Annotated in this window: 19 protein-coding genes; 10 read left to right on the forward strand and 9 right to left on the reverse strand. The window is 75.1% G+C overall.

The annotated features are described in order from the left end of the window. Positions 1-55 precede the first annotated feature (55 nt). Genes ACFIF2_RS19170 through ACFIF2_RS19180 form a run of 3 tightly spaced genes read left to right on the forward strand, consistent with a single transcriptional unit; the run spans position 56 to position 2,125 of the window. Positions 56-568 (forward strand): DUF2771 domain-containing protein, encoded by a 513-nt coding sequence (locus tag ACFIF2_RS19170; RefSeq protein WP_395574159.1) that lies wholly within the window; start codon positions 56-58, stop codon positions 566-568. Between the two features lie 11 nt (positions 569-579). Further along, positions 580-1,287, forward strand: coding sequence for a futalosine hydrolase (locus tag ACFIF2_RS19175; protein ID WP_395574161.1), 708 nt, complete (start codon positions 580-582; stop codon positions 1,285-1,287). Continuing rightward, the gene (locus tag ACFIF2_RS19180) at positions 1,277-2,125 is read left to right on the forward strand and encodes a 1,4-dihydroxy-6-naphthoate synthase (RefSeq protein ID WP_395574163.1); all 849 of its coding nucleotides are present in this window, start codon (positions 1,277-1,279) and stop codon (positions 2,123-2,125) included. The genes ACFIF2_RS19175 and ACFIF2_RS19180 overlap by 11 nt, the downstream gene beginning before the upstream one ends. Positions 2,126-2,153: 28 nt before the next feature. Here ACFIF2_RS19180 and ACFIF2_RS19185 read toward each other — a convergent pair whose 3' ends face one another. Next, a complete protein-coding gene (locus ACFIF2_RS19185; protein ID WP_053132946.1) occupies positions 2,154-2,537 on the reverse strand; it encodes a cold-shock protein in 384 nt (127 codons plus the stop codon). A 173-nt stretch (positions 2,538-2,710) separates the two neighbouring features. On the opposite strand from ACFIF2_RS19185, the gene ACFIF2_RS19190 reads away from it, so the two are divergent. Beyond that, the gene (locus ACFIF2_RS19190) at positions 2,711-2,983 is read left to right on the forward strand and encodes a hypothetical protein (RefSeq protein ID WP_395574165.1); all 273 of its coding nucleotides are present in this window, start codon (positions 2,711-2,713) and stop codon (positions 2,981-2,983) included. Here ACFIF2_RS19190 and ACFIF2_RS19195 read toward each other — a convergent pair. Further along, positions 2,938-3,597, reverse strand: coding sequence for an HAD family hydrolase (locus tag ACFIF2_RS19195; protein WP_395574167.1), 660 nt, complete (start codon positions 3,595-3,597; stop codon positions 2,938-2,940). The two genes, ACFIF2_RS19190 and ACFIF2_RS19195, sit on opposite strands and share 46 nt — an antisense overlap. A gap of 46 nt (positions 3,598-3,643) precedes the next feature. Further along, positions 3,644-4,681: a hypothetical protein gene (locus tag ACFIF2_RS19200; RefSeq protein ID WP_395574169.1), complete on the reverse strand. Its 1,038-nt coding sequence runs from the start codon at positions 4,679-4,681 to the stop codon at positions 3,644-3,646. Positions 4,682-4,824: 143 nt separating this feature from the next. On the opposite strand from ACFIF2_RS19200, the gene ACFIF2_RS19205 reads away from it, so the two are divergent. From ACFIF2_RS19205 to ACFIF2_RS19215, 3 genes are all read left to right on the forward strand, one after another. Beyond that, positions 4,825-7,422: a helicase-associated domain-containing protein gene (locus ACFIF2_RS19205; protein ID WP_395574171.1), complete on the forward strand. Its 2,598-nt coding sequence runs from the start codon at positions 4,825-4,827 to the stop codon at positions 7,420-7,422. 484 nt (positions 7,423-7,906) lie between these two features. After that, positions 7,907-8,134, forward strand: a complete 228-nt coding sequence (locus ACFIF2_RS19210) for a hypothetical protein (RefSeq protein WP_395574173.1) — start codon at positions 7,907-7,909, stop codon at positions 8,132-8,134. Positions 8,135-8,217: 83 nt separating this feature from the next. After that, positions 8,218-9,864, forward strand: coding sequence for a DNA repair helicase XPB (locus ACFIF2_RS19215; RefSeq protein ID WP_395574175.1), 1,647 nt, complete (start codon positions 8,218-8,220; stop codon positions 9,862-9,864). A gap of 15 nt (positions 9,865-9,879) precedes the next feature. Here ACFIF2_RS19215 and ACFIF2_RS19220 read toward each other — a convergent pair whose 3' ends face one another. Beyond that, positions 9,880-10,068, reverse strand: coding sequence for a hypothetical protein (locus ACFIF2_RS19220; RefSeq protein WP_395574177.1), 189 nt, complete (start codon positions 10,066-10,068; stop codon positions 9,880-9,882). A gap of 310 nt (positions 10,069-10,378) precedes the next feature. On the opposite strand from ACFIF2_RS19220, the gene ACFIF2_RS19225 reads away from it, so the two are divergent. Then, on the forward strand, positions 10,379-12,427 hold the full coding sequence (locus tag ACFIF2_RS19225; protein ID WP_395574179.1) for a HelD family protein: 2,049 nt from the start codon (positions 10,379-10,381) through the stop codon (positions 12,425-12,427). A 112-nt stretch (positions 12,428-12,539) separates the two neighbouring features. Here ACFIF2_RS19225 and ACFIF2_RS19230 read toward each other — a convergent pair whose 3' ends face one another. From ACFIF2_RS19230 to ACFIF2_RS19240, 3 genes are all read right to left on the reverse strand, one after another. Continuing rightward, complete coding sequence (locus ACFIF2_RS19230; protein ID WP_395574181.1) at positions 12,540-13,238, reverse strand: copper homeostasis protein CutC; 699 nt, start codon at positions 13,236-13,238, stop codon at positions 12,540-12,542. Positions 13,239-13,334: 96 nt separating this feature from the next. Beyond that, entirely contained in the window at positions 13,335-14,018 is a 684-nt protein-coding gene (locus ACFIF2_RS19235) for a maleylpyruvate isomerase family mycothiol-dependent enzyme (RefSeq protein ID WP_395574183.1), read from the reverse strand. 33 nt (positions 14,019-14,051) lie between these two features. Further along, positions 14,052-14,702: a TetR/AcrR family transcriptional regulator gene (locus ACFIF2_RS19240; protein WP_395574185.1), complete on the reverse strand. Its 651-nt coding sequence runs from the start codon at positions 14,700-14,702 to the stop codon at positions 14,052-14,054. A gap of 186 nt (positions 14,703-14,888) precedes the next feature. Here ACFIF2_RS19240 and ACFIF2_RS19245 point away from each other — a divergent pair, with 186 nt between their 5' ends. Then, entirely contained in the window at positions 14,889-15,557 is a 669-nt protein-coding gene (locus ACFIF2_RS19245; RefSeq protein WP_395574187.1) for a hypothetical protein, read from the forward strand. Between the two features lie 10 nt (positions 15,558-15,567). Then, positions 15,568-16,644, forward strand: a complete 1,077-nt coding sequence (locus tag ACFIF2_RS19250) for a GNAT family N-acetyltransferase (RefSeq protein WP_395574189.1) — start codon at positions 15,568-15,570, stop codon at positions 16,642-16,644. Here the strand turns inward: ACFIF2_RS19250 and ACFIF2_RS19255 are convergent. Together ACFIF2_RS19255 and ACFIF2_RS19260 are read right to left on the reverse strand one after the other, a co-directional pair. Further along, positions 16,626-16,904 (reverse strand): DUF4031 domain-containing protein, encoded by a 279-nt coding sequence (locus tag ACFIF2_RS19255; protein ID WP_395574191.1) that lies wholly within the window; start codon positions 16,902-16,904, stop codon positions 16,626-16,628. The two genes, ACFIF2_RS19250 and ACFIF2_RS19255, sit on opposite strands and share 19 nt — an antisense overlap. 10 nt (positions 16,905-16,914) lie before the next feature. Next, a complete protein-coding gene (locus tag ACFIF2_RS19260) occupies positions 16,915-17,295 on the reverse strand; it encodes a hypothetical protein (RefSeq protein ID WP_395574193.1) in 381 nt (126 codons plus the stop codon). Positions 17,296-17,300: the final 5 nt, after the last annotated feature.

Here is a 17,300-nt window from a genome sequence, read left to right on the forward strand (position 1 = left end):
CGCCACGCCGCACCCAGGTGGGGGGCCGGTCGCGGGCGCCGTATAGCCTTCGTCCATGACCACGTTGCCCCGCGGCGCAGCCGCTGATCAACACCGCGTTGTGCGACGCCGCCGCGCCGTCGCCGCCGCCGGCGCCGTATCCGCCGGACTGCTGCTGCTGTCCGCCTGCGACCAGCCGACCCCGATGTCGACGGTCACGGTCGGCAGCGATTCGGTCAGCTCCGAGGCCACCTGTGGTGGCGAGGGCGAGGTGCTGAAGACCGCCGACATCCAGAAGTGCCTGGAGAACGACGACGTCGAGTCCATCACGGTCGACCCGGACGACACCGTCCGCTTCGGCGTGGACCCGGAGGTCGCCGACGAGCGCTGGACGATCCTGATGAACGGTCAGCAGCTCACCGACGACACGGACAACACGTACCGCACGGTCCCGGGCAGCGTGTTCTTCAACGCCCAGTACGGCGCCCAGGGCGACTCGACGCTCGTCACCATCAAGGCGGGCGACGGCAAGGAAGGCAGCGAGGCGGCGACCGGCCTGTGGTCCTTCCGGCTCAAGAAGGACAGCTGACCACGTCCTCCGTGCGCGTCCTCGTGGCCACCGCGGTCCCCGTCGAACGGGACGCGGTGGCCCGGGCGTTTCCCGAGCCGGGCACCGACGTGGCCCGTCCCGGGGTCGTCCTCCACCGGCTCCCGGGCGGCTGGGACCTGCTGGCCGCCGGTGTCGGCCCCGCCCTCGCCGCCGCCTCCACCGCCGCCGCCCTGACCGCCGCGGCCCTCGACGACGCGCCCTACGGCCTGGTCGTCTCGGCCGGCATCGCCGGCGGCTTCGCGCCCGGGGCGCCCGTCGGCTCGCTCGTCGTCGCCGACGAGATCACCGCCGCCGACCTGGGCGCCGAGACCGCCGACGGCTTCGTGCCGGTGACCGGCCTCGGCTTCGGCACCGTCACCCACCACCCGCCGCCCGGCCTGGTCCGCGCCGTCGCCGCCGCGACCGGCGCCCGCCCCGGCACCGTCCTGACCGGGTCCACCGTCACCGGCACCGCCGAACGCGCCGCGCAGTTGCGCGCCCGCCACCCCCGCGCCCTCGCGGAGGCGATGGAGGGCTTCGGCGTCGCGGAGGCCGCCGCCGCGCACGGGGTACCGGTACTGGAACTGCGCGCGGTCTCCAACCCGGTCGGCCCGCGCGACCGCGCCGCCTGGCGCATCGGCGACGCGCTCACCGCCCTGACGGACGCCTTCGGGAAGCTCGCGCCCGTCCTCACGAGTTGGAACCCCCATGACGACTGAGACCCTGCAGATCGCGTACTCCCCCTGCCCGAACGACACCTTCGTCTTCGACGCCCTCGCCCACGGCCGCGTCCCCGGCGCCCCCGCCCTCGACGTGACGTTCGCGGACATCGACATCACCAACGGCATGGCCGAGCGCGGCGAGTTCGACGTACTGAAGGTGTCGTACGCCGTGCTGCCGTACGTCCTCGGCGAGTACGCCCTGCTGCCCTGCGGCGGCGCGCTGGGCCGGGGCTGCGGCCCGCTGGTGCTGACCCGGGAGGCCGGCGCCGACCTGAAGGGCCGGACGGTCGCGGTGCCGAGCGAGACGTCGACGGCGTACCTGCTGTTCCGGCTGTGGGCGGCGGACACCGTGCCCGGCGGGGTCGGCGAGATCGTCGTCATGCCGTTCCACGAGATCATGCCGGCCGTGCGGGACGGGAAGGTCGACGCCGGGCTCGTGATCCACGAGGCGCGCTTCACCTACCGGAACTACGGGCTGCACAAGCTCGCCGACATGGGCGAGCACTGGGAGGCGACCACCGGGCTGCCGATCCCGCTCGGCGCGATCATCGCCAGGCGGTCGCTGGGCGAGGAGAGGCTGACGCGGCTCGCCGACGCGGTCCGCGCGTCCGTGCGGGCGGCCTGGGAGGACCCGGAGGTCTCCCGGCCGTACGTCATGGAGCACGCCCAGGAGATGGACCCGGCCGTCGCCGACCAGCACATCGGGCTGTACGTCAACGAGTTCACGGCCGACCTCGGCGAGGACGGCTACGCGGCGGTCCGGGGCCTGCTGACCCGCGCGGCGGCCGAGGGCCTGGTACCGGCCCTCGGCCCGGACGCGCTGGCGTTCCCGTAGGCGCGGCGCGCGGTCGGACGGCGCGCGGTCAGACGTCCAGCTGGTCGGCGACCGCGCGCAGCAGACCGGCGATCTTCTTGCCGGCGGTCTTCTCGGGGTAGCGGCCGCGCTCCAGCATCGGGGTGATGTTCTCCAGGAGGGTGGTCAGGTCCTGGACGATGGAGGCCAGCTCGTCGGGCTTCTTGCGCTGCGCCGCCGCGACCGACGGGGCCGGGTCCAGCAGGGTCAGGGACAGGGCCTGGTCGCCGCGCTGCCCGGCGACCACGCCGAACTCCACGCGCTGGCCCGGCTTCAGTGCCTCGACTCCGGCGGGGAGGACCGAGGAATGGACGAAGACGTCACCGCCGTCGTCGCGGGAGAGGAAGCCGAAGCCCTTCTCGCTGTTGAACCACTTGACCTTGCCGGTAGGCACGTCTGTCCTCGTCCTCGTACTCGTCGGAAAACTGCTCGGGAACCGCTCGGAAACGGCTTTTGATAGCACTTGGGCGGGTCGTCCGGACCCGCCGGTACCAAGGCTAATGGTCTGCAGGCCGGTGACAAGACGTCGCCCGGTCGTTCTCCAGGCCTGGGAACTACCCTGGTCGGGTGCGTGACAAAACCCGAACGAATTCCGCCGCGCCCGGCGACCGGCTGATCCGCGCCGGTGCGATCGTCTTCTTCATCGGCACGGTGGCCACCCTGGTCACGGTGGCCCCGCTGTTTCTGGGGACGACGCCCTTTCCCACCTACATGTTCGTGCTGAGCATGCTGATGGGGGTGGGCTTCCTCATCGCCGGCGCGGGCGTCTTCCGGTCGATCGCGGCGGGCCGGCGTCAGGCGCGGGCGGCGGCGGGGCCGTCGGCGTCGCCTTCGCGGTAGCCCGCGAGCCACCGGGGGAACTCCGTCAGATCGGCGAGGACGACGTCGGCGCCGGCCGCGCGCAGCTCCTCGGCGTCGCACGGGCCGCTGGCCACCGCCACGGAGCGGGCGCCGGCGGCGCGCGCTCCCCGGACGTCGCCGACGTGGTCGCCGACGTACACGTCCGCGTCGTGCTCGCGCAGCGCCACGGCCTTCTGCTCGGCCCACAGGTCGCCGATCACCGCGTCCGGCTCGATGCCGAGGTGGGCCAGGTGCAGCTTGGCGTTCGGCTCGTACTTGGCGGTGACGACGATCGCCCGCCCGCCGGCCTCCCGCACCGCCTCGACCGCCTCGCGGGCACCGGGCAGCGCGGGCGTGGCGGCGACGGCGTAGGACGGGTACATCTCCCGGTACAGGTCGGCGGTGGCCGCTATGTCCTCGGCCGGGAACCAGTGGGCCAGCTCCTCCTCCAGCGGCGGCCCGAGCCGGGTGACGGCCAGGTCGGCGTCGACGTACGTCCCCGTCCGCTCGGTGAGCGCCAGGTAGCAGGCGCGGATGCCGGGGCGGGAGTCGATCAGCGTCATGTCGAGATCGAAACCGACGGTGGGCGCGGGGCGGCGGGTCGTGGAGGCCATGGGGCCCATTGTGCCGGTCCCACCGGCGCCTCCGGCCGGCCCGGGGTCAGGAGCGGGGGCGGCGGGAGCGCCACAGGAGGTAGAGGGCCGTGGCGACGGCGGCGGTGCGCAGGACCCAGGGCCAGGTCTCGGCCACGGCGTCGTTCATGTGGCCCTCGGCGACGGGGTCGCCCCAGCGGCCCTCCGTACGGCCCCACAGCCAGACGGCACCGGCCGCGGCGACCGTGCCGGGCAGGCCCAGGACCGCCCACTTCGCCTGGGCCGGGGTGAGCCGGCGGGAGAGGTGGACGATCAGCCAGCCCAGGCCCAGCGGGAGGAGGCTGCCCAGGACCGCGCCGCTGAGGAGCAGGGCGGCGGCGAGGAGCAGCAGGGGGTTGTTCCAGCCGCCCTCGGGCCACAGGCGGCGCAGGCGGCGGCGCCGGGTCCCGCCCGTCTCCACGACGGCCGGTTCCGCGGCCTCCACCACCTCCACCGCCTCGGGCCTCTCGGGGGCCCGCCGCGCCTTGTGGGCCGCGTCCGGGTCGTCCCGGTCCCTGGGCGGGGGCTTGAGCAGCTCCGGGATCTCCACTCCGCCGACGAACCCCGGCACCCGGTCGCCGGCGTCCGCGAACGGGCCGCCGTCCACCCGCCACCAGTCCGGCCGCGCCGCCGTGTCCCCCAGTTCGTGGGCGCCCGCCAGGTGCGGCGGGGAGGCGGCCGGCGCGGGCGCGGCACCGGGTTCGGGCGCGGGCGCGGTGGGCCGGGGGCGCGGTACGGCGCGGCGCAGGCCCCGGCGCTTGTCCGCGTCCCGCGGTCCGCGGGACGGCTGTTCGGGTACGGCGGTGGGCGGCGGCACCGGCGGCCGGCGGACACCGCTCGTGCCGCCCGCCGCGTCGACGACGTCGTCGGGGCTGCCCAGCCGGTCCAGGATGCGGCGGACGGCGGCGGGACTGTCCACGGTGGTCCTGGCCCGGTGCCGGTCGATCTCGTTGCGCAGATCGGCGACCAGCCGCATGCGGGTGGCCGACGGCAGCTGGCGTTGCTGGGCCACGTCGCCGACGCGGCTCAGATACTCGAAGACGACCTGGTCGCTCTCGATCCCCACGAACCCCTCCGGGGCGGTGTGTTGTGGTACCCCGCCGGACGAAGGTACCGAATCCTCCCGGCCGTGGCGGACACCCCCGCGCGGTGGTGTCCACCGGCGCACGCGCCGCCCCGGCGTCGTACCCACCCGCTAACGTGGACCGGATGAGCACCGAGGAGAAGTCCGCGGCCCCCCGGTCCCTCGCGGAGGCGCTCCGCGTGAGGGACGACGTCTCGCTGGCCGCCCTCCTGCGCAGCCGCCCGGACCTCATCACACCCGTGCCGACGGACCTCACGCAGCTCGCCACCCGCGCCGGCACCCGCGCCTCGGTCGTCCGGGCGCTGGAGCGGCTGGACCGGTTCGCGTTGCAGACGGCCCAGGCGCTGGCCGTGGCCTCGGACCCGGCCCCGTACGACGAACTGCTCCGCCTGATGGCGGGCGACGAGCAGGACCCGGCCGTCCGCGCCGCGCTGCCCCGGGCCGTCGCCCTGCTGCGGGAACAGGCGCTGGTGTGGGGCGCCGACGACCGGCTGCGGCTGGTGCGCACCGCCCGTGAGCTGCTCGCGCCGTCCCCGCAGCACCCTTCGCCGACGGGGCTCGGCCCGGCCGTGCGGGAGGCGACGGCGGGGATGTCGCCGGGCAGGATGCAGGAGATCCTCACCACCGTCGGGCTGCCGTCGACGCACGATTCCGTGTCCGCCGTGTCCGCGCTCGGCGACCTGTTCGCCGACCGGCCGCGGATGGCGGCGCTGCTGGCCTCGCTGCCCGAGGAGTCGCGCGAGGTGCTGGCCCGGCTGGTGTGGGGGCCGCCGTACGGGCAGGTCACCCACGATCCGGCGCCGCACCTGCGGGCGCTGCTGGACCGCGGGCTGCTGCTGCCGACGGCGCCCGGCACGGTCGTCCTGCCCCGCGAGGTGGCCCTGCACCTGCGCGGGGGCCGCGCGCACCGCACGCCGCAGCCGGTGCCGCCGCCGGTGGAGGCCGCGGCCACGCACCGTCCACAGGTTGTGGACGCCACCGCGGCCGGCCAGGCGCTGGCGGCGCTGGCGACCGTCGAGGAGCTGCTGAAGGAGTGGGACGAGGGCGGTCCGACGGTGCTGCGGGCCGGCGGCCTGAGCGTGCGCGACCTGAAGCGGACGGCCGTCGCGCTGGACGTGCCCGAACCGGTGGCCGCGTTCTGGGCCGAGCTGGCCTACGGGGCCGGGCTGATCGCCTCCGACGGCGGGGCGGGCCCGGCCGGCGCGGGGGACGAGGAGCGGTACGCGGCGACCCCGGCGTACGACGAGTGGCGGGAGCTGCCGCCCGCCGAGCGCTGGGCGTGGCTCGCCGGGCCGTGGCTGACGGCGACGCGGACACCGGGTGTGGTCGGGGGGCGGGACGCGAAGGACCGGACGCTGTCGGCGCTGGGCCCGAACCTGGACCGCTCGGCGGCGCCGGAGGTACGGCACCGGGTGCTGGCCCTGCTGGCGGGGCTGCCCGAGGGCGCCGCGCCCACCGCGGAGTCGCTGCTGGCCCGGCTGCGCTGGGAGCGTCCGCCGCGCGCGCCCCAGCGGGAGCAGCGGGAGCCGCAGGAGGAGGACCTGCGCGACCGGCTCGCCCGGTGGACGCTCGCGGAGGCCGAGCTGCTGGGCGTCACCGGGCGCGGTGCGCTGGCGTCGCCGGGGCGGGCCCTGATCGGGGCACCCCAGGCGCCCGGCGCGGGCCCGGAGCCCGGGGAACCCGAGGGCCCGGGCGACAAGCTCCCCGTCCATCACCGCACGCCCGCCGTGCCCCTGCCCGCGAGCCCCGCCGAGCGGGCCGCCGCCACCGCGGCCGCCGCCCGGCTGCTCGCGCCGCTCTTCCCCGAACCGCTGGACCACGTGCTGCTTCAGGCCGACCTGACGGCGGTGGCGCCGGGGCCGCTGGAGCGCGGACTGGCCGACGTGCTGGGGGTGCTCGCGGACGTGGAGTCCAAGGGCGGGGCGACCGTCTACCGGTTCACGCCGGGGTCGGTGCGCCGCGCGCTGGACGCCGGCCGGACCGCCGCCGACCTGCACGCCTTCCTCGCCCGGCACTCCCGCACGCCGGTGCCCCAGCCGCTGACGTACCTGATCGACGACGTGGCCCGGCGGCACGGGCGGCTGCGGGTGGGCGCGGCGTCGGCGTACGTGCGCTGCGACGACGACGCGACGCTGGACGAGATCCTCGCCGACAAGCGGGCCGCCGGTCTCGGCCTGCGCCGCCTCGCGCCGACCGTGCTGGCCGCGCAGACCGATCCGGCGGCGCTGCTGGAGGGGCTGCGCGCGATGGGGTTCGCGCCGGCCGCGGAGTCCGCCGCCGGTGACGTGCTGATCGCGCGGGCCGACGCCCACCGCACCCCGCCGCGCGCGGCGCCGGAGCCGGTTCCCGACGGTCCGCCGGTGCCCGACGACACGCTCCTGACGGCGGCGGTGCGGGCCATCCGGGCCGGTGACCTGGCCGCCACGGCGCCCCGCAAGCCGGGCCCCGGGGCCGGTGCGGGCGAGGGTCCGGTCACGGGCGGGGAGCTGCCGCGCACGGGGGCCGCCGAGACCCTCGCCACCACGCAGGCGGCCGTGCTGACCGGCGAGGCGCTGTGGATCGGCTACGTGAACGCCGAGGGCGCCGCCAGCCAGCGCGTCATCTCCCCGATCAGGGTGGAGGGCGGCTTCGTCACGGCGTACGACCACACGGCGGACGAGGTGCGCACGTATCCGCTGCACCGGATCACCGGCGTGGCCGAGCTGGCCGACGAGGCGACCTGAGGCGGGCCTGCGGCGATCCGTCCCCCGGGGTTTTACGCCCGCCGTGCGGGAATTCCGCCCTGTTGCGCACTTTCGGGCGTACGCGGTGGTTCATGCACGCCACGCCGGGTGATTCGCACCTGAGAGGGAGCTTTTTTCATCTTCCGCATCGAGCCGACGGCGGTCGGGCAGCCACCGGGTGCCCTGCAATCGAACCGAAGGGAAGAACCCGATGCGTACTGCCGTTCGCCGAGTCGCCACCGTCCTGACCTCCACCGCCACGCTGATCGCGGCGTTCGCCGCCGAGGCCGCGGCCATCGGCATCGACCTCGGCGGAGGCGTGACCCTCTAGTGGCCCGCTGGGGGCCGCCAGAGGTCCTCTAGCCGGTCCGCGTTCCCGACCGCGGGCCGGGTCCCAGTCCCCCTGGGCCCGGCCCGCTCCGGATTCCCCTCCCGTCGCCCCTCCCCCCTGGAAGCACTCCTCCGCCCCGAAAGGCCGGTTCCCATGCGTTCGCAGCTCCCCGATCCCGACCGCACCGCCGCCCGTGCCACCGCCCGTTCCGCCGTCGCCGTCTCCCTCGCCGCCCTGATCACCGCCGCCGCGCTCTTCGGCGCCCTCGCCCCCGAGGCCGCCGCGCTGCCGCTGCCCCTGCCGGCCACCGGGGTGGAACCCCTGGTCACGGAGGGCCTCACCATCGAGGGGCCGCTGATCAACAACATCAGTCTCAGGTAGCCCCGCCCGGCGATCAGGCACACTGGACGTTTGGCCGATCCGTCCAGTCTCGTCGGCCGTACGCGCGCGAAAGGGTGCCGCCCGTGAATGGTCCGCTGATCGTCCAGTCCGACAAGACCCTGCTCCTCGAGGTCGACCACGAGCAGGCCGGTGACTGCCGTCGGGCCATCGCGCCGTTCGCCGAGCTGGAGCGGGCGCCGGAGCACATCCACACCTACCGGGTGACCCCGCTGGGCCTGTGGAACGCGCGGGCGGCGGGCCACGACGCCGAGCAGGTCGTGGACGCCCTCGTCGAGTACAGCCGCTACCCGGTGCCGCACGCGCTGCTCGTCGACATCGCCGAGACGATGGACCGGTACGGGCGCCTCACCCTCTCCAAGCACCCGGCGCACGGGCTGGTCCTGACGACCACCGACCGGCCGGTCCTCGAGGAGGTCCTGAAGTCGAAGCGGATCGCGCCGCTGGTCGGCAACCGCATCGACGCCGACACGGTCGCCGTGCACCCCTCCGAGCGCGGGCAGATCAAGCAGACCCTGCTGAAGCTGGGCTGGCCCGCCGAGGACCTCGCCGGGTACGTCGACGGCGAGGCGCACCCGATCGACCTGGCCGAGGACGGGTGGGCGCTGCGCCCGTACCAGAAGCAGGCGGTGGAGAACTTCTGGCACGGCGGCAGCGGTGTCGTCGTCCTGCCCTGCGGCGCGGGCAAGACGCTGGTCGGCGCCGGGGCGATGGCGCAGGCCAGGTCGACGACGCTGATCCTGGTCACCAACACCGTCTCCGCCCGGCAGTGGAAGCACGAGCTGGTGAAGCGGACCAGCCTGACCGAGGACGAGATCGGCGAGTACAGCGGGACGCGCAAGGAGATCCGGCCCGTCACCATCGCCACCTACCAGGTGCTGACGACCCGGCGGAAGGGCGTCTACCCGCACCTGGAGCTGTTCGACTCCCGGGACTGGGGGCTGATCGTCTACGACGAGGTGCACCTGCTGCCGGCGCCGGTCTTCAAGTTCACCGCCGACCTCCAGGCGCGGCGCCGGCTCGGGCTGACCGCGACCCTGGTCCGCGAGGACGGGCGCGAGTCGGACGTGTTCTCCCTCATCGGCCCGAAGCGTTTCGACGCGCCGTGGAAGGAGATCGAGGCGCAGGGCTACATCGCGCCCGCCGACTGCGTGGAGGTCCGGGTCAACCTGACGGACTCCGAGCGGCTCGCGTACGCCACCGCCGAGACGGAGGAGAAGTACCGCTACTGCGCGACGACCGACACCAAGCGGAAGGTGACCGAGGCGATCGTGCGGCGCTTCGCCGGGCAGCAGATCCTCGTCATCGGCCAGTACATCGACCAGTTGGACGAGCTGGGCGAGCACCTGGGCGCGCCGGTCATCAAGGGCGAGACGTCCAACGCCCAGCGGGAGAAGCTCTTCGAGTCCTTCCGGCAGGGTGAGATCAGCGTCCTGGTCGTGTCGAAGGTCGCGAACTTCTCCATCGACCTGCCGGAGGCGACGGTCGCCATCCAGGTGTCGGGCACCTTCGGGTCCCGGCAGGAGGAGGCGCAGCGCCTCGGCCGGGTGCTGCGGCCCAAGGCCGACGGCCACCAGGCGCACTTCTACTCGGTCGTCGCCCGCGACACCCTCGACCAGGACTTCGCCGCCCACCGCCAGCGCTTCCTGGCGGAGCAGGGCTACGCGTACCGGATCATGGACGCGGACGAGGTCCTGGCGGAGGACGCCTGACGGGTCCCGCGGACCCTAGGGCCGGCGGCGGACGCCGGCCTCCTCGCCGTACTCGCCGAGGACGACCACGTCGAAGGCGGCGCCCGCGAACACCCTGACCGCGCGCAGGGTGTCACCGAGCCGGTGCCGGTGGCTGCCGGCCACGGGCGTGGCACCGGACGCGCGGCCCGGTGCCGGGGCGGGGGAGATGGTTGCTGCGCTCATGTCTCCATGGTGCGACCGCGCCCCCCGTACCGGCATCGGCCCGCGGACCGAACCCCCGCCGCCCTCCGCTACGACCGTGGGGGGAGCGAAGGGAGCGCGTCCGCCGCGACGGAGGACGCGATCCCCTAGGGGACGGCGAGCGCGGACGGCGAGCGGGGACGGAAAAACCGTTGGCCCGTGCCGCCTTCGGCCCTCTAGAATCTCCGCTCTTGCCCGCCTCCCCACGGAGTGCCGCCGTCCGGACGGAAACCGGTCGGCCCGCCGCGCGCACCCGCGCCCACCGCACCGCAGGTCATCCGGAGGCACCCCCTTGTCCACGCCCGTCCACGACGACCCCCTCGCCAAAGAGCGCTCCCACCTGGCCGCCTCCCGTTCCGCGCTGCGCGCCATGCGCGAGGACGTCGAGTCCCTCGACATCACCGACGTCACCGCGAACTGGGTCAACGCCGCCGTGCTGGAGAGGCAGATCGAGGATCGCGTCAAGGCGCTCGCCGACCTCAGCGAGACCCCGTTGTTCTTCGGCCGGCTCGACTACCTGCACGCGCCGGGGGCCGAGCAGGCCGAGGGCGGGGAAGGGGAACGCTTCTATGTCGGGCGCCGGCACGTGCACGACGCGGACGGCGACCCGATGGTGATCGACTGGCGGGCGCCGGTCTCGCAGCCGTTCTACCGGGCGTCGAAGAAGGACCCGCAGGACGTCTCCCTGCGCCGCCGCTTCGGCTACACCGGCGGGGACCTCACGGCCTACGAGGACGAGCACCTGTCCGACCCCGCCGAGGCGGCGGTCACCAGCAAGCTGCTCCAGCGGGAGATCGAACGCCCCCGCGTGGGCCCGATGCGCGACATCGTGGCGACCATCCAGCCCGAGCAGGACGAGATCGTGCGCGCCGGACTGTCCGGCTCGGTCTGCGTGCAGGGCGGCCCCGGCACCGGGAAGACCGCCGTCGGCCTGCACCGGGTCGCCTACCTCCTCTACGCCCACCGCGAGCGCCTCGCCCGCACCGGCACCCTGGTCATCGGGCCGAACCGGTCCTTCCTGCACTACATCGAGCAGGTGCTCCCGGCGCTCGGCGAGCTGACGGTCCGCCAGTCCACCGTCGACGACCTGGTGGCGCACGTCGAGGTGCGCGGCGCGGACGACGCGACGGCGGCGGTGGTCAAGGGCGACGCGCGGATGGCGGAGGTCCTGCGCCGGGCCCTGTACGCGCACGTCACCCCGCCCGCCGAGGGGCTCGTCGTGGTGCGCGGCTCGCGCCGCTGGCGGGTGGCGGCGTACGAGGTGGAGGAGATCGTCCGCGAGCTGCTCGCCCGCGACATCCGCTACGGCGCCGCCCGCGAGGCCCTTCCGCAGCGCATCGCGCACGCCGTGCTGGTGCAGATGGAGCGGGCCGGCGAGGCGCCGGACGACCGGACGCAGAACGCGGTGGCGCGCGACGCCGCCGTGAAGGCGGTGGTCAAGAGCGTGTGGCCGCAGGTCGATCCCGCGAAGCTCGTCCTGCGGCTGCTCTCCGACGCGGACTTCCTCGCCGAGCACGCGGACGGTGTGCTCACCGAGGAGGAGCAGAAGGCGGTGCTGTGGGTGAGGCCCGCCCGGTCGGTGAGGTCCGCCAAGTGGTCGCCCGCCGACGCCGTGCTGATCGACGAGGCGACCGACCTGATCGAGCGCACGCACTCCCTCGGGCACGTGGTCCTCGACGAGGCGCAGGACCTCTCCCCGATGCAGTACCGCGCGGTGGGCCGGCGCTGCACCACCGGCTCGGCGACCGTCCTCGGCGACCTGGCGCAGGGCACCACGCCGTGGGCGACGCGGAGCTGGGAGGAGGCGCTGGGTCACCTGGGCAAGGAGGGGGCCGTGGTCGAGGAGCTGACGGCCGGTTTCCGCGTGCCGACGGACGTGATCGCGTACGCGTCCCGGCTGCTGCCGCACATCGCGCCCGGGCTGACGCCGGTGGCGTCGATCCGCGAGAACCCGGGCTTCTTCGACGTCCGTGCGGCGGACGCCGGCACGGCCGACGTGGTGGCGGCCTGTCAGGAGCTGCTGGAGCGGGAGGGCTCGGTCGGCCTGATCGCGGCGGACGCGCGGGTGCCGGGGCTCGCGGAGGCCCTCGGGGCGGCGGGGATCGGCTTCGTCGGACCCGGCGAGGAGACGACCCGGGCGACCCGGCTGACCCTGGTGCCGGCCTCGCTGGCCAAGGGCCTGGAGTACGACTACGTGGTCCTGGACGAGCCCCGGGCCGTGGTGGACGGCGAGCCGGACGAGCGGACGGGGCTGCGGCGGCTGTACGTCTGCCTGACGCGGGCGGTGTCGGGGCTGATCGTGACGCATGCGGCGGGGTTGCCGGCGCAGCTGGGCGAGTGAGCCGGGGTGCGCCAGGGGGTGGGTGACGCGGCCCGGCGCCGGCCGGGTGCCTCCCCCACGCTCGGCTTCGCTCGCGCGGGAGGGGCCCCCACCGCCCACCCGTGCCACGCGGCTACGGGCGGGGGGTGTCCAGCGCTCGGCGCCAGTCCGCCACCGCCTGCGCCGACACCGGCCCGTCCCACCCGGTGGGCCGCGCCGCGCCGCCGATGTGGAAGGCGTCGATGCCCGCCGCCAGCAGGCCCGGAACGTGGTCCAGTCGCAGGCCGCCCCCGACCAGCAGTCGCTGCTCGTACCCCTGCTCCCCCCGCCGCCGGGCCTCGGCGTGCAGGACGGGCAGGCCCTCGTCGACCCCGCCGGCCGCCCCGGCCGTGAGGTACGTGTCCAGCCCGGGGAAGTCCGCGAGCTGCTTGCGCAGGGCGTCCCGGTTCGCGGCGCGGTCGATGGCGCGGTGGAACGTCCACCGGCACCCGTCCAGCACCCCGGCGACGCGCTCCACGGCCCGGAGGTCCACGTCACCGTCGGCGTCGAGGAAACCCAGCACGAACTGCGTGGCCCCGGCCTCCCGCATCCGCCCGGCGACCTCCGCCAGCCGCTCGACGTCCCCGGCGGCGAAGCCGTCCGCGAGCCGCAGCATCACCCGCAGGTCGATGTCGACGGCGGCGCGGATCGCGGCGACGGTCCCGGCCGACGGGGTGAGTCCGTCGGCCGCCATGTCGGTGACCAGTTCGAGGCGATCCGCGCCTCCGGCCTGGGCGGCGACCGCGTCCTCGACGTCGAGGGCGATCACCTCCAGGACTGCACGCTTGCTCATGGGACCCCATTCGTCGGCCTACTACAGGTCTAGTCCAATCCCAGACTACGCCCCGAAGGCCGGCCAGGACTCCCCCGCGCCGCCGGTCGGCGCCGGTCAGCCGCCGAAGAGGTTCAGCTCCGCCGCCTCCACCCCGGCCAGCTCGTACCCGGCCGCGCCGTCCAGGGGCCGGCCCGCGTACAGCCGCACCAGCGTCGCCGCGTCCCCGATGTACCGCCCCGGGGGCCGCTCGCCGCTCACCTCGCCCAGCTTCAGCGGCTCGTCCACGTCGTCGAGGTCGGCGTGCAGCGGCACGTGGGAGCGGTCGCGGGTGAGCGTGCCGAGGAGCGCGAGGGCCTCGGGCAGCCCGCGTCCCGCGTACGCGCCCGGCTCGCCGAGGGCCACCCGTACGTCGCCGGCGTGCACCCACTCGCCCAGCGCCAGCCCGTCCAGGGCGCCGCCCGCGCGGCCGATCACCGGACCGGCCTCGGTCATGCCGCGTTCGAGTTCGTCGAGGACCCGGGCGTTGGTCCAGTCGGCACGTTCGGCGATGTCGCGGTCGTTGGACTCGGGCGAGAAGACACCGTCCTCGAAGCGGTTCTCCACCGCCCGCATGAGGGCGCTGGAGCAGTGCGCCAGCACGTCCCGCACGGTCCAGCCCGGACAGGCGGCCACCGGCAGGGCGAAGTCGCCGTCCGCCCGGGAGCGCAGCAGCGGCAGCAGGTCGTCCCGTTCGACGGCCAGCAGCCGGCCGGGCCGTTCGGGATCGCGTACGTCGTGCACGTCGGCAGGAGTCGTCATGGGCTCCACGTTAGGGGCGCGGCGGCCCCGCGGTCAGCGTGCCGCCAGATCGTCCAGTTCGGCGGCGTAGAGCAGGGCCGGGTCGAAGGACATGCCGGTGAAGTGGCCGGCCAGCTCCAGGGAGAGCACGCCGTGCAGCCGGGTCCAGAAGGTCAGGGCCCGGTGGAGGGCGGCGGGGGTCGCGGGGTGCCCGTCGGCCCACTGGCGGTGGCCCCCGACGTGTGCGTCGAACGGCGTCCCGCCGCCGCCACCGTCCGGCAGCGCGGCGCAGGCGTCGAGGATGACGGCCATGGTCTCGGAGGCGATGTCCGTGATGTCGGCGGGCGCGTGGTAGCCCGGGACGGGGGTGCCGTACACGAGGAAGTACCGCTGGGGGTCGGCCAGCGCCCAGGAGCGCAGGGCGTGTGCCAGGCCGGCCAGGTCGGCGCCGGACCCGGCGGCCGCGCGGAAGGTGTCGGCGAGGCTCCGGTAGGCGTCCCTGATCAGGTCGGTGATCAGCTCGTCGCGGCCGGCGTAGTACCGGTAGAGCGCGGGTCCGCTCATGCCCATCCGCTTGGCGATCGCGTTGAGGGAGAGCGCGGACGCCCCGGCCGTGGCGATCTGCTCCCGCGCGTACTCCTTGATCTCCGCACGCACCTGACCGCGGTAGCGCTCGCGCGGGGTCGTCGTACGCGCCTCCGTCATGGTCCGCATCCCTTTCCACGTCTCCGCGCGACCGCGGGGTCACGATTCGGTTAGAAGGTATCACGAAAGCTATTGACACCTTCGATTGCACTCGATTACAGCTTCTCACTAAGAGAACAGTGCATAACGCGGGCGCCCCGGTGCCGCCCGGGGCCGGCGGACCGGCCCCGCTGGAACAATGAGCGCATGGCCGACCTCGACGCCCTGCGCTCCCGTTTCACCCGCGCCCTGGAAGCAGCCCGGGGCTCCGGTGCCGGCACCGGCCCCGATCCGGCGCCGTACGCCGACGCCCTGCTCGCCCGCTGGCAGGAGCCCCAGCGGCGCTACCACACGCTCACGCACCTCACCGCGGTCCTGGACCACGTCGACGTGCTGGCGGAGCATGCCGACGACCCGGACGTGGTCAGGCTGGCCGCCTGGTTCCACGACGCCGTCTACCTCCCCGACCGCTCCGAGAACGAGGAGCGCTCGGCCCGCCTCGCCGAGCGCGCGCTGCCCGAGGCCGGCGTCCCGGCGGAGAAGACCGCCGAGGTGGCCCGGCTGGTCCGGCTCACCGTCACCCACGCCCCGGCCGAGGACGACCGCGACGGGCAGGTGCTGTGCGACGCCGACCTTTCGGTCCTCGCCTCGCCGCCGTCGGCGTACGCCGCGTACACGGCCGCCGTCCGCGAGGAGTACCACTTCGTGCCGAACGACGCCTTCCGCGAGGGCCGGGCGGCGATCCTGCGCCGACTCCTCGACCTGCCCCGGCTGTTCCACACCCCGCACGGGCAGCGCGCCTGGGAGGCGACCGCCCGCTACAACGTCACCGGCGAGCTGGAAATGCTGTCGCTCGGGGACACTCCCGCCCCGTAGCCTGCCCGGCATGCTGAGCTTGGGCGGGGATCAGGTGGAGGAGGCCGTCGCGGACGCCGTGGCGCTGCTGCGGACGGCGACGGACCGGGACTGGGAGGCGGTCCGGGCCGGACGCCTGGAGTGGAGCTGCCGGTACACGGCGGAGCACATCGCGGGCGACCTCATCGCCTACGCGGGCCAGCTCGCCGGACGCGCCACCGAGGCGTACGTCCCCTTCGAGATCACCCTCGACGACGGCACGGACAACGAGGGCGTCCTGCACGTCGTGGAGACGACCGGCGCCCTCCTCGCCGCCACCCTGCGGACCACCCCGCGCGAGGTCCGCGCCTTCCACCCGTACCCCTTCCGCAGCGCGGACCGCGAGGGCTTCGCCGCGATGGGGATCACCGAAGTCCTGCTCCACACGCACGACATCGCCGAGGGCGTCGGGCTGTCCTACGAGCCGCCCGCCGGGCTGTGCGCCGACGTCCTCGCCCGCCTCTTCCCGCACGTGAGGCCCGGCGAGGACCCCTGGCGCACCCTGCTGTGGGCCACCGGCCGCGGCGACCTGCCCGGGCGCGCCCCGCTCACCGAGTGGCGCTGGCGCAACAACCTGGTGATCGAGGCCGGCCGCCTCACCCTCCAGGGCGTCACCCCCGCCGCCGCCGGCGACCTGGCCGCGGGCGGCGACGGCGGCTTCGCGTGGGTCGACGGCGGCCCCTACCAGGGCACCCGGGACGCCGCCGGGATGCTGCTGAAGGCGTACGAGGCGGGCGTGCACCGGCCCGAGTGGGGCGTGTTCGCGCTCGTGCGCCGCGAGGACGGCCGCGCGGTCGGCGGCATCGGCTTCCACGGGCCGCCGGACGAGGACGGCCGGGTGGAGGTCGGCTACGACCTCGTCGAGGCCGCCCGCGGCCTCGGTTATGCCACCGAGGGCCTGCGCGCGCTGACGGCGTGGGCGCTGGAGCGGGACGAGGTGACGTCCGTGTGCGCGACGACCGAACCGGACAACACCGCCTCGCAGGCCGTGATCACCCGCGCCGGTTTCCGCCGGGTCCGGGTCGCCGGGGAGGGCGCCGAACAGTACGCCTACGAGCTGCGCGGCTGAGCCGAGCCCTTGCGGCGCCGCAGCCCCGCCCGGTGCAGCAGCCGCACCACCTCGCGGCTGCCGACCTCCCGCGCGCCGGCGGCCACGGCGTCCGCGTACCGCTGGGCGGGGATGTCGTAGTGGTCGCGCTCGAAGGCGCGGCGGGGCACGCCCAGCCGCTCGGCGAACGCGTGCAGTTCGGCGTACGAGACGTCGCTGACGAGGTGCGACCACATACGGCCGTGGCCCGGCCAGGTCGGCGGGTCGATGTAGACGGTCACCGGGCCGCCCTCACGCGGACCCGCCGCCGGTCGCCGGGCCCAGCGAGCCGACCGCCGCGACCTTCACGCCCGCCTTGCCGCACACCCAGTGCGGGTCGGGCCCCAGTTCGGGCTCGACGTCCAGGGCGTGCGGGTCGCCGGAGCCGCACACCGGGCACAACGGCCAGCGTCCGTACCGCTCCAGCAGGGCGTCCTGGACGTCCTGCGCGACCAGCCCGGCCACGAACGAGGCTCCCTCGGGCCACTGCTCGACCCACCAGCGCCGCTGGGCGACGGACTCCTCGACCAGCGAGACGACGTCGGGCTCGGCGACCTCGCCCGCCACCAGATCGGCGAGCACGAGGGCGCGCGCGGCGTGCAGCGCCTGCTCCAGGGGGCTGATGGGGTCCATGCACC

The organism is Streptomyces sp. BK79 (assembly GCF_044142145.1).
Taxonomy (GTDB): Bacteria; Actinomycetota; Actinomycetes; order Streptomycetales; family Streptomycetaceae; genus Streptomyces.

Coding starts and splice junctions, on each gene's coding strand:
- ACFIF2_RS19235 (WP_395574183.1), bottom strand. CDS start 14,018: ATGACGACTCCTGCCGACGTGCACGACGTACGCGATCCCGAACGGCCC.
- ACFIF2_RS19260 (WP_395574193.1), bottom strand. CDS start 17,295: ATGGACCCCATCAGCCCCCTGGAGCAGGCGCTGCACGCCGCGCGCGCC.
- ACFIF2_RS19245 (WP_395574187.1), top strand. CDS start 14,889: ATGGCCGACCTCGACGCCCTGCGCTCCCGTTTCACCCGCGCCCTGGAA.
- ACFIF2_RS19250 (WP_395574189.1), top strand. CDS start 15,568: ATGCTGAGCTTGGGCGGGGATCAGGTGGAGGAGGCCGTCGCGGACGCC.
- ACFIF2_RS19180 (WP_395574163.1), top strand. CDS start 1,277: ATGACGACTGAGACCCTGCAGATCGCGTACTCCCCCTGCCCGAACGAC.
- ACFIF2_RS19170 (WP_395574159.1), top strand. CDS start 56: ATGACCACGTTGCCCCGCGGCGCAGCCGCTGATCAACACCGCGTTGTG.
- ACFIF2_RS19240 (WP_395574185.1), bottom strand. CDS start 14,702: ATGACGGAGGCGCGTACGACGACCCCGCGCGAGCGCTACCGCGGTCAG.
- ACFIF2_RS19220 (WP_395574177.1), bottom strand. CDS start 10,068: ATGAGCGCAGCAACCATCTCCCCCGCCCCGGCACCGGGCCGCGCGTCC.
- ACFIF2_RS19205 (WP_395574171.1), top strand. CDS start 4,825: ATGAGCACCGAGGAGAAGTCCGCGGCCCCCCGGTCCCTCGCGGAGGCG.
- ACFIF2_RS19230 (WP_395574181.1), bottom strand. CDS start 13,238: ATGAGCAAGCGTGCAGTCCTGGAGGTGATCGCCCTCGACGTCGAGGAC.
- ACFIF2_RS19195 (WP_395574167.1), bottom strand. CDS start 3,597: ATGGCCTCCACGACCCGCCGCCCCGCGCCCACCGTCGGTTTCGATCTC.
- ACFIF2_RS19210 (WP_395574173.1), top strand. CDS start 7,907: ATGCGTTCGCAGCTCCCCGATCCCGACCGCACCGCCGCCCGTGCCACC.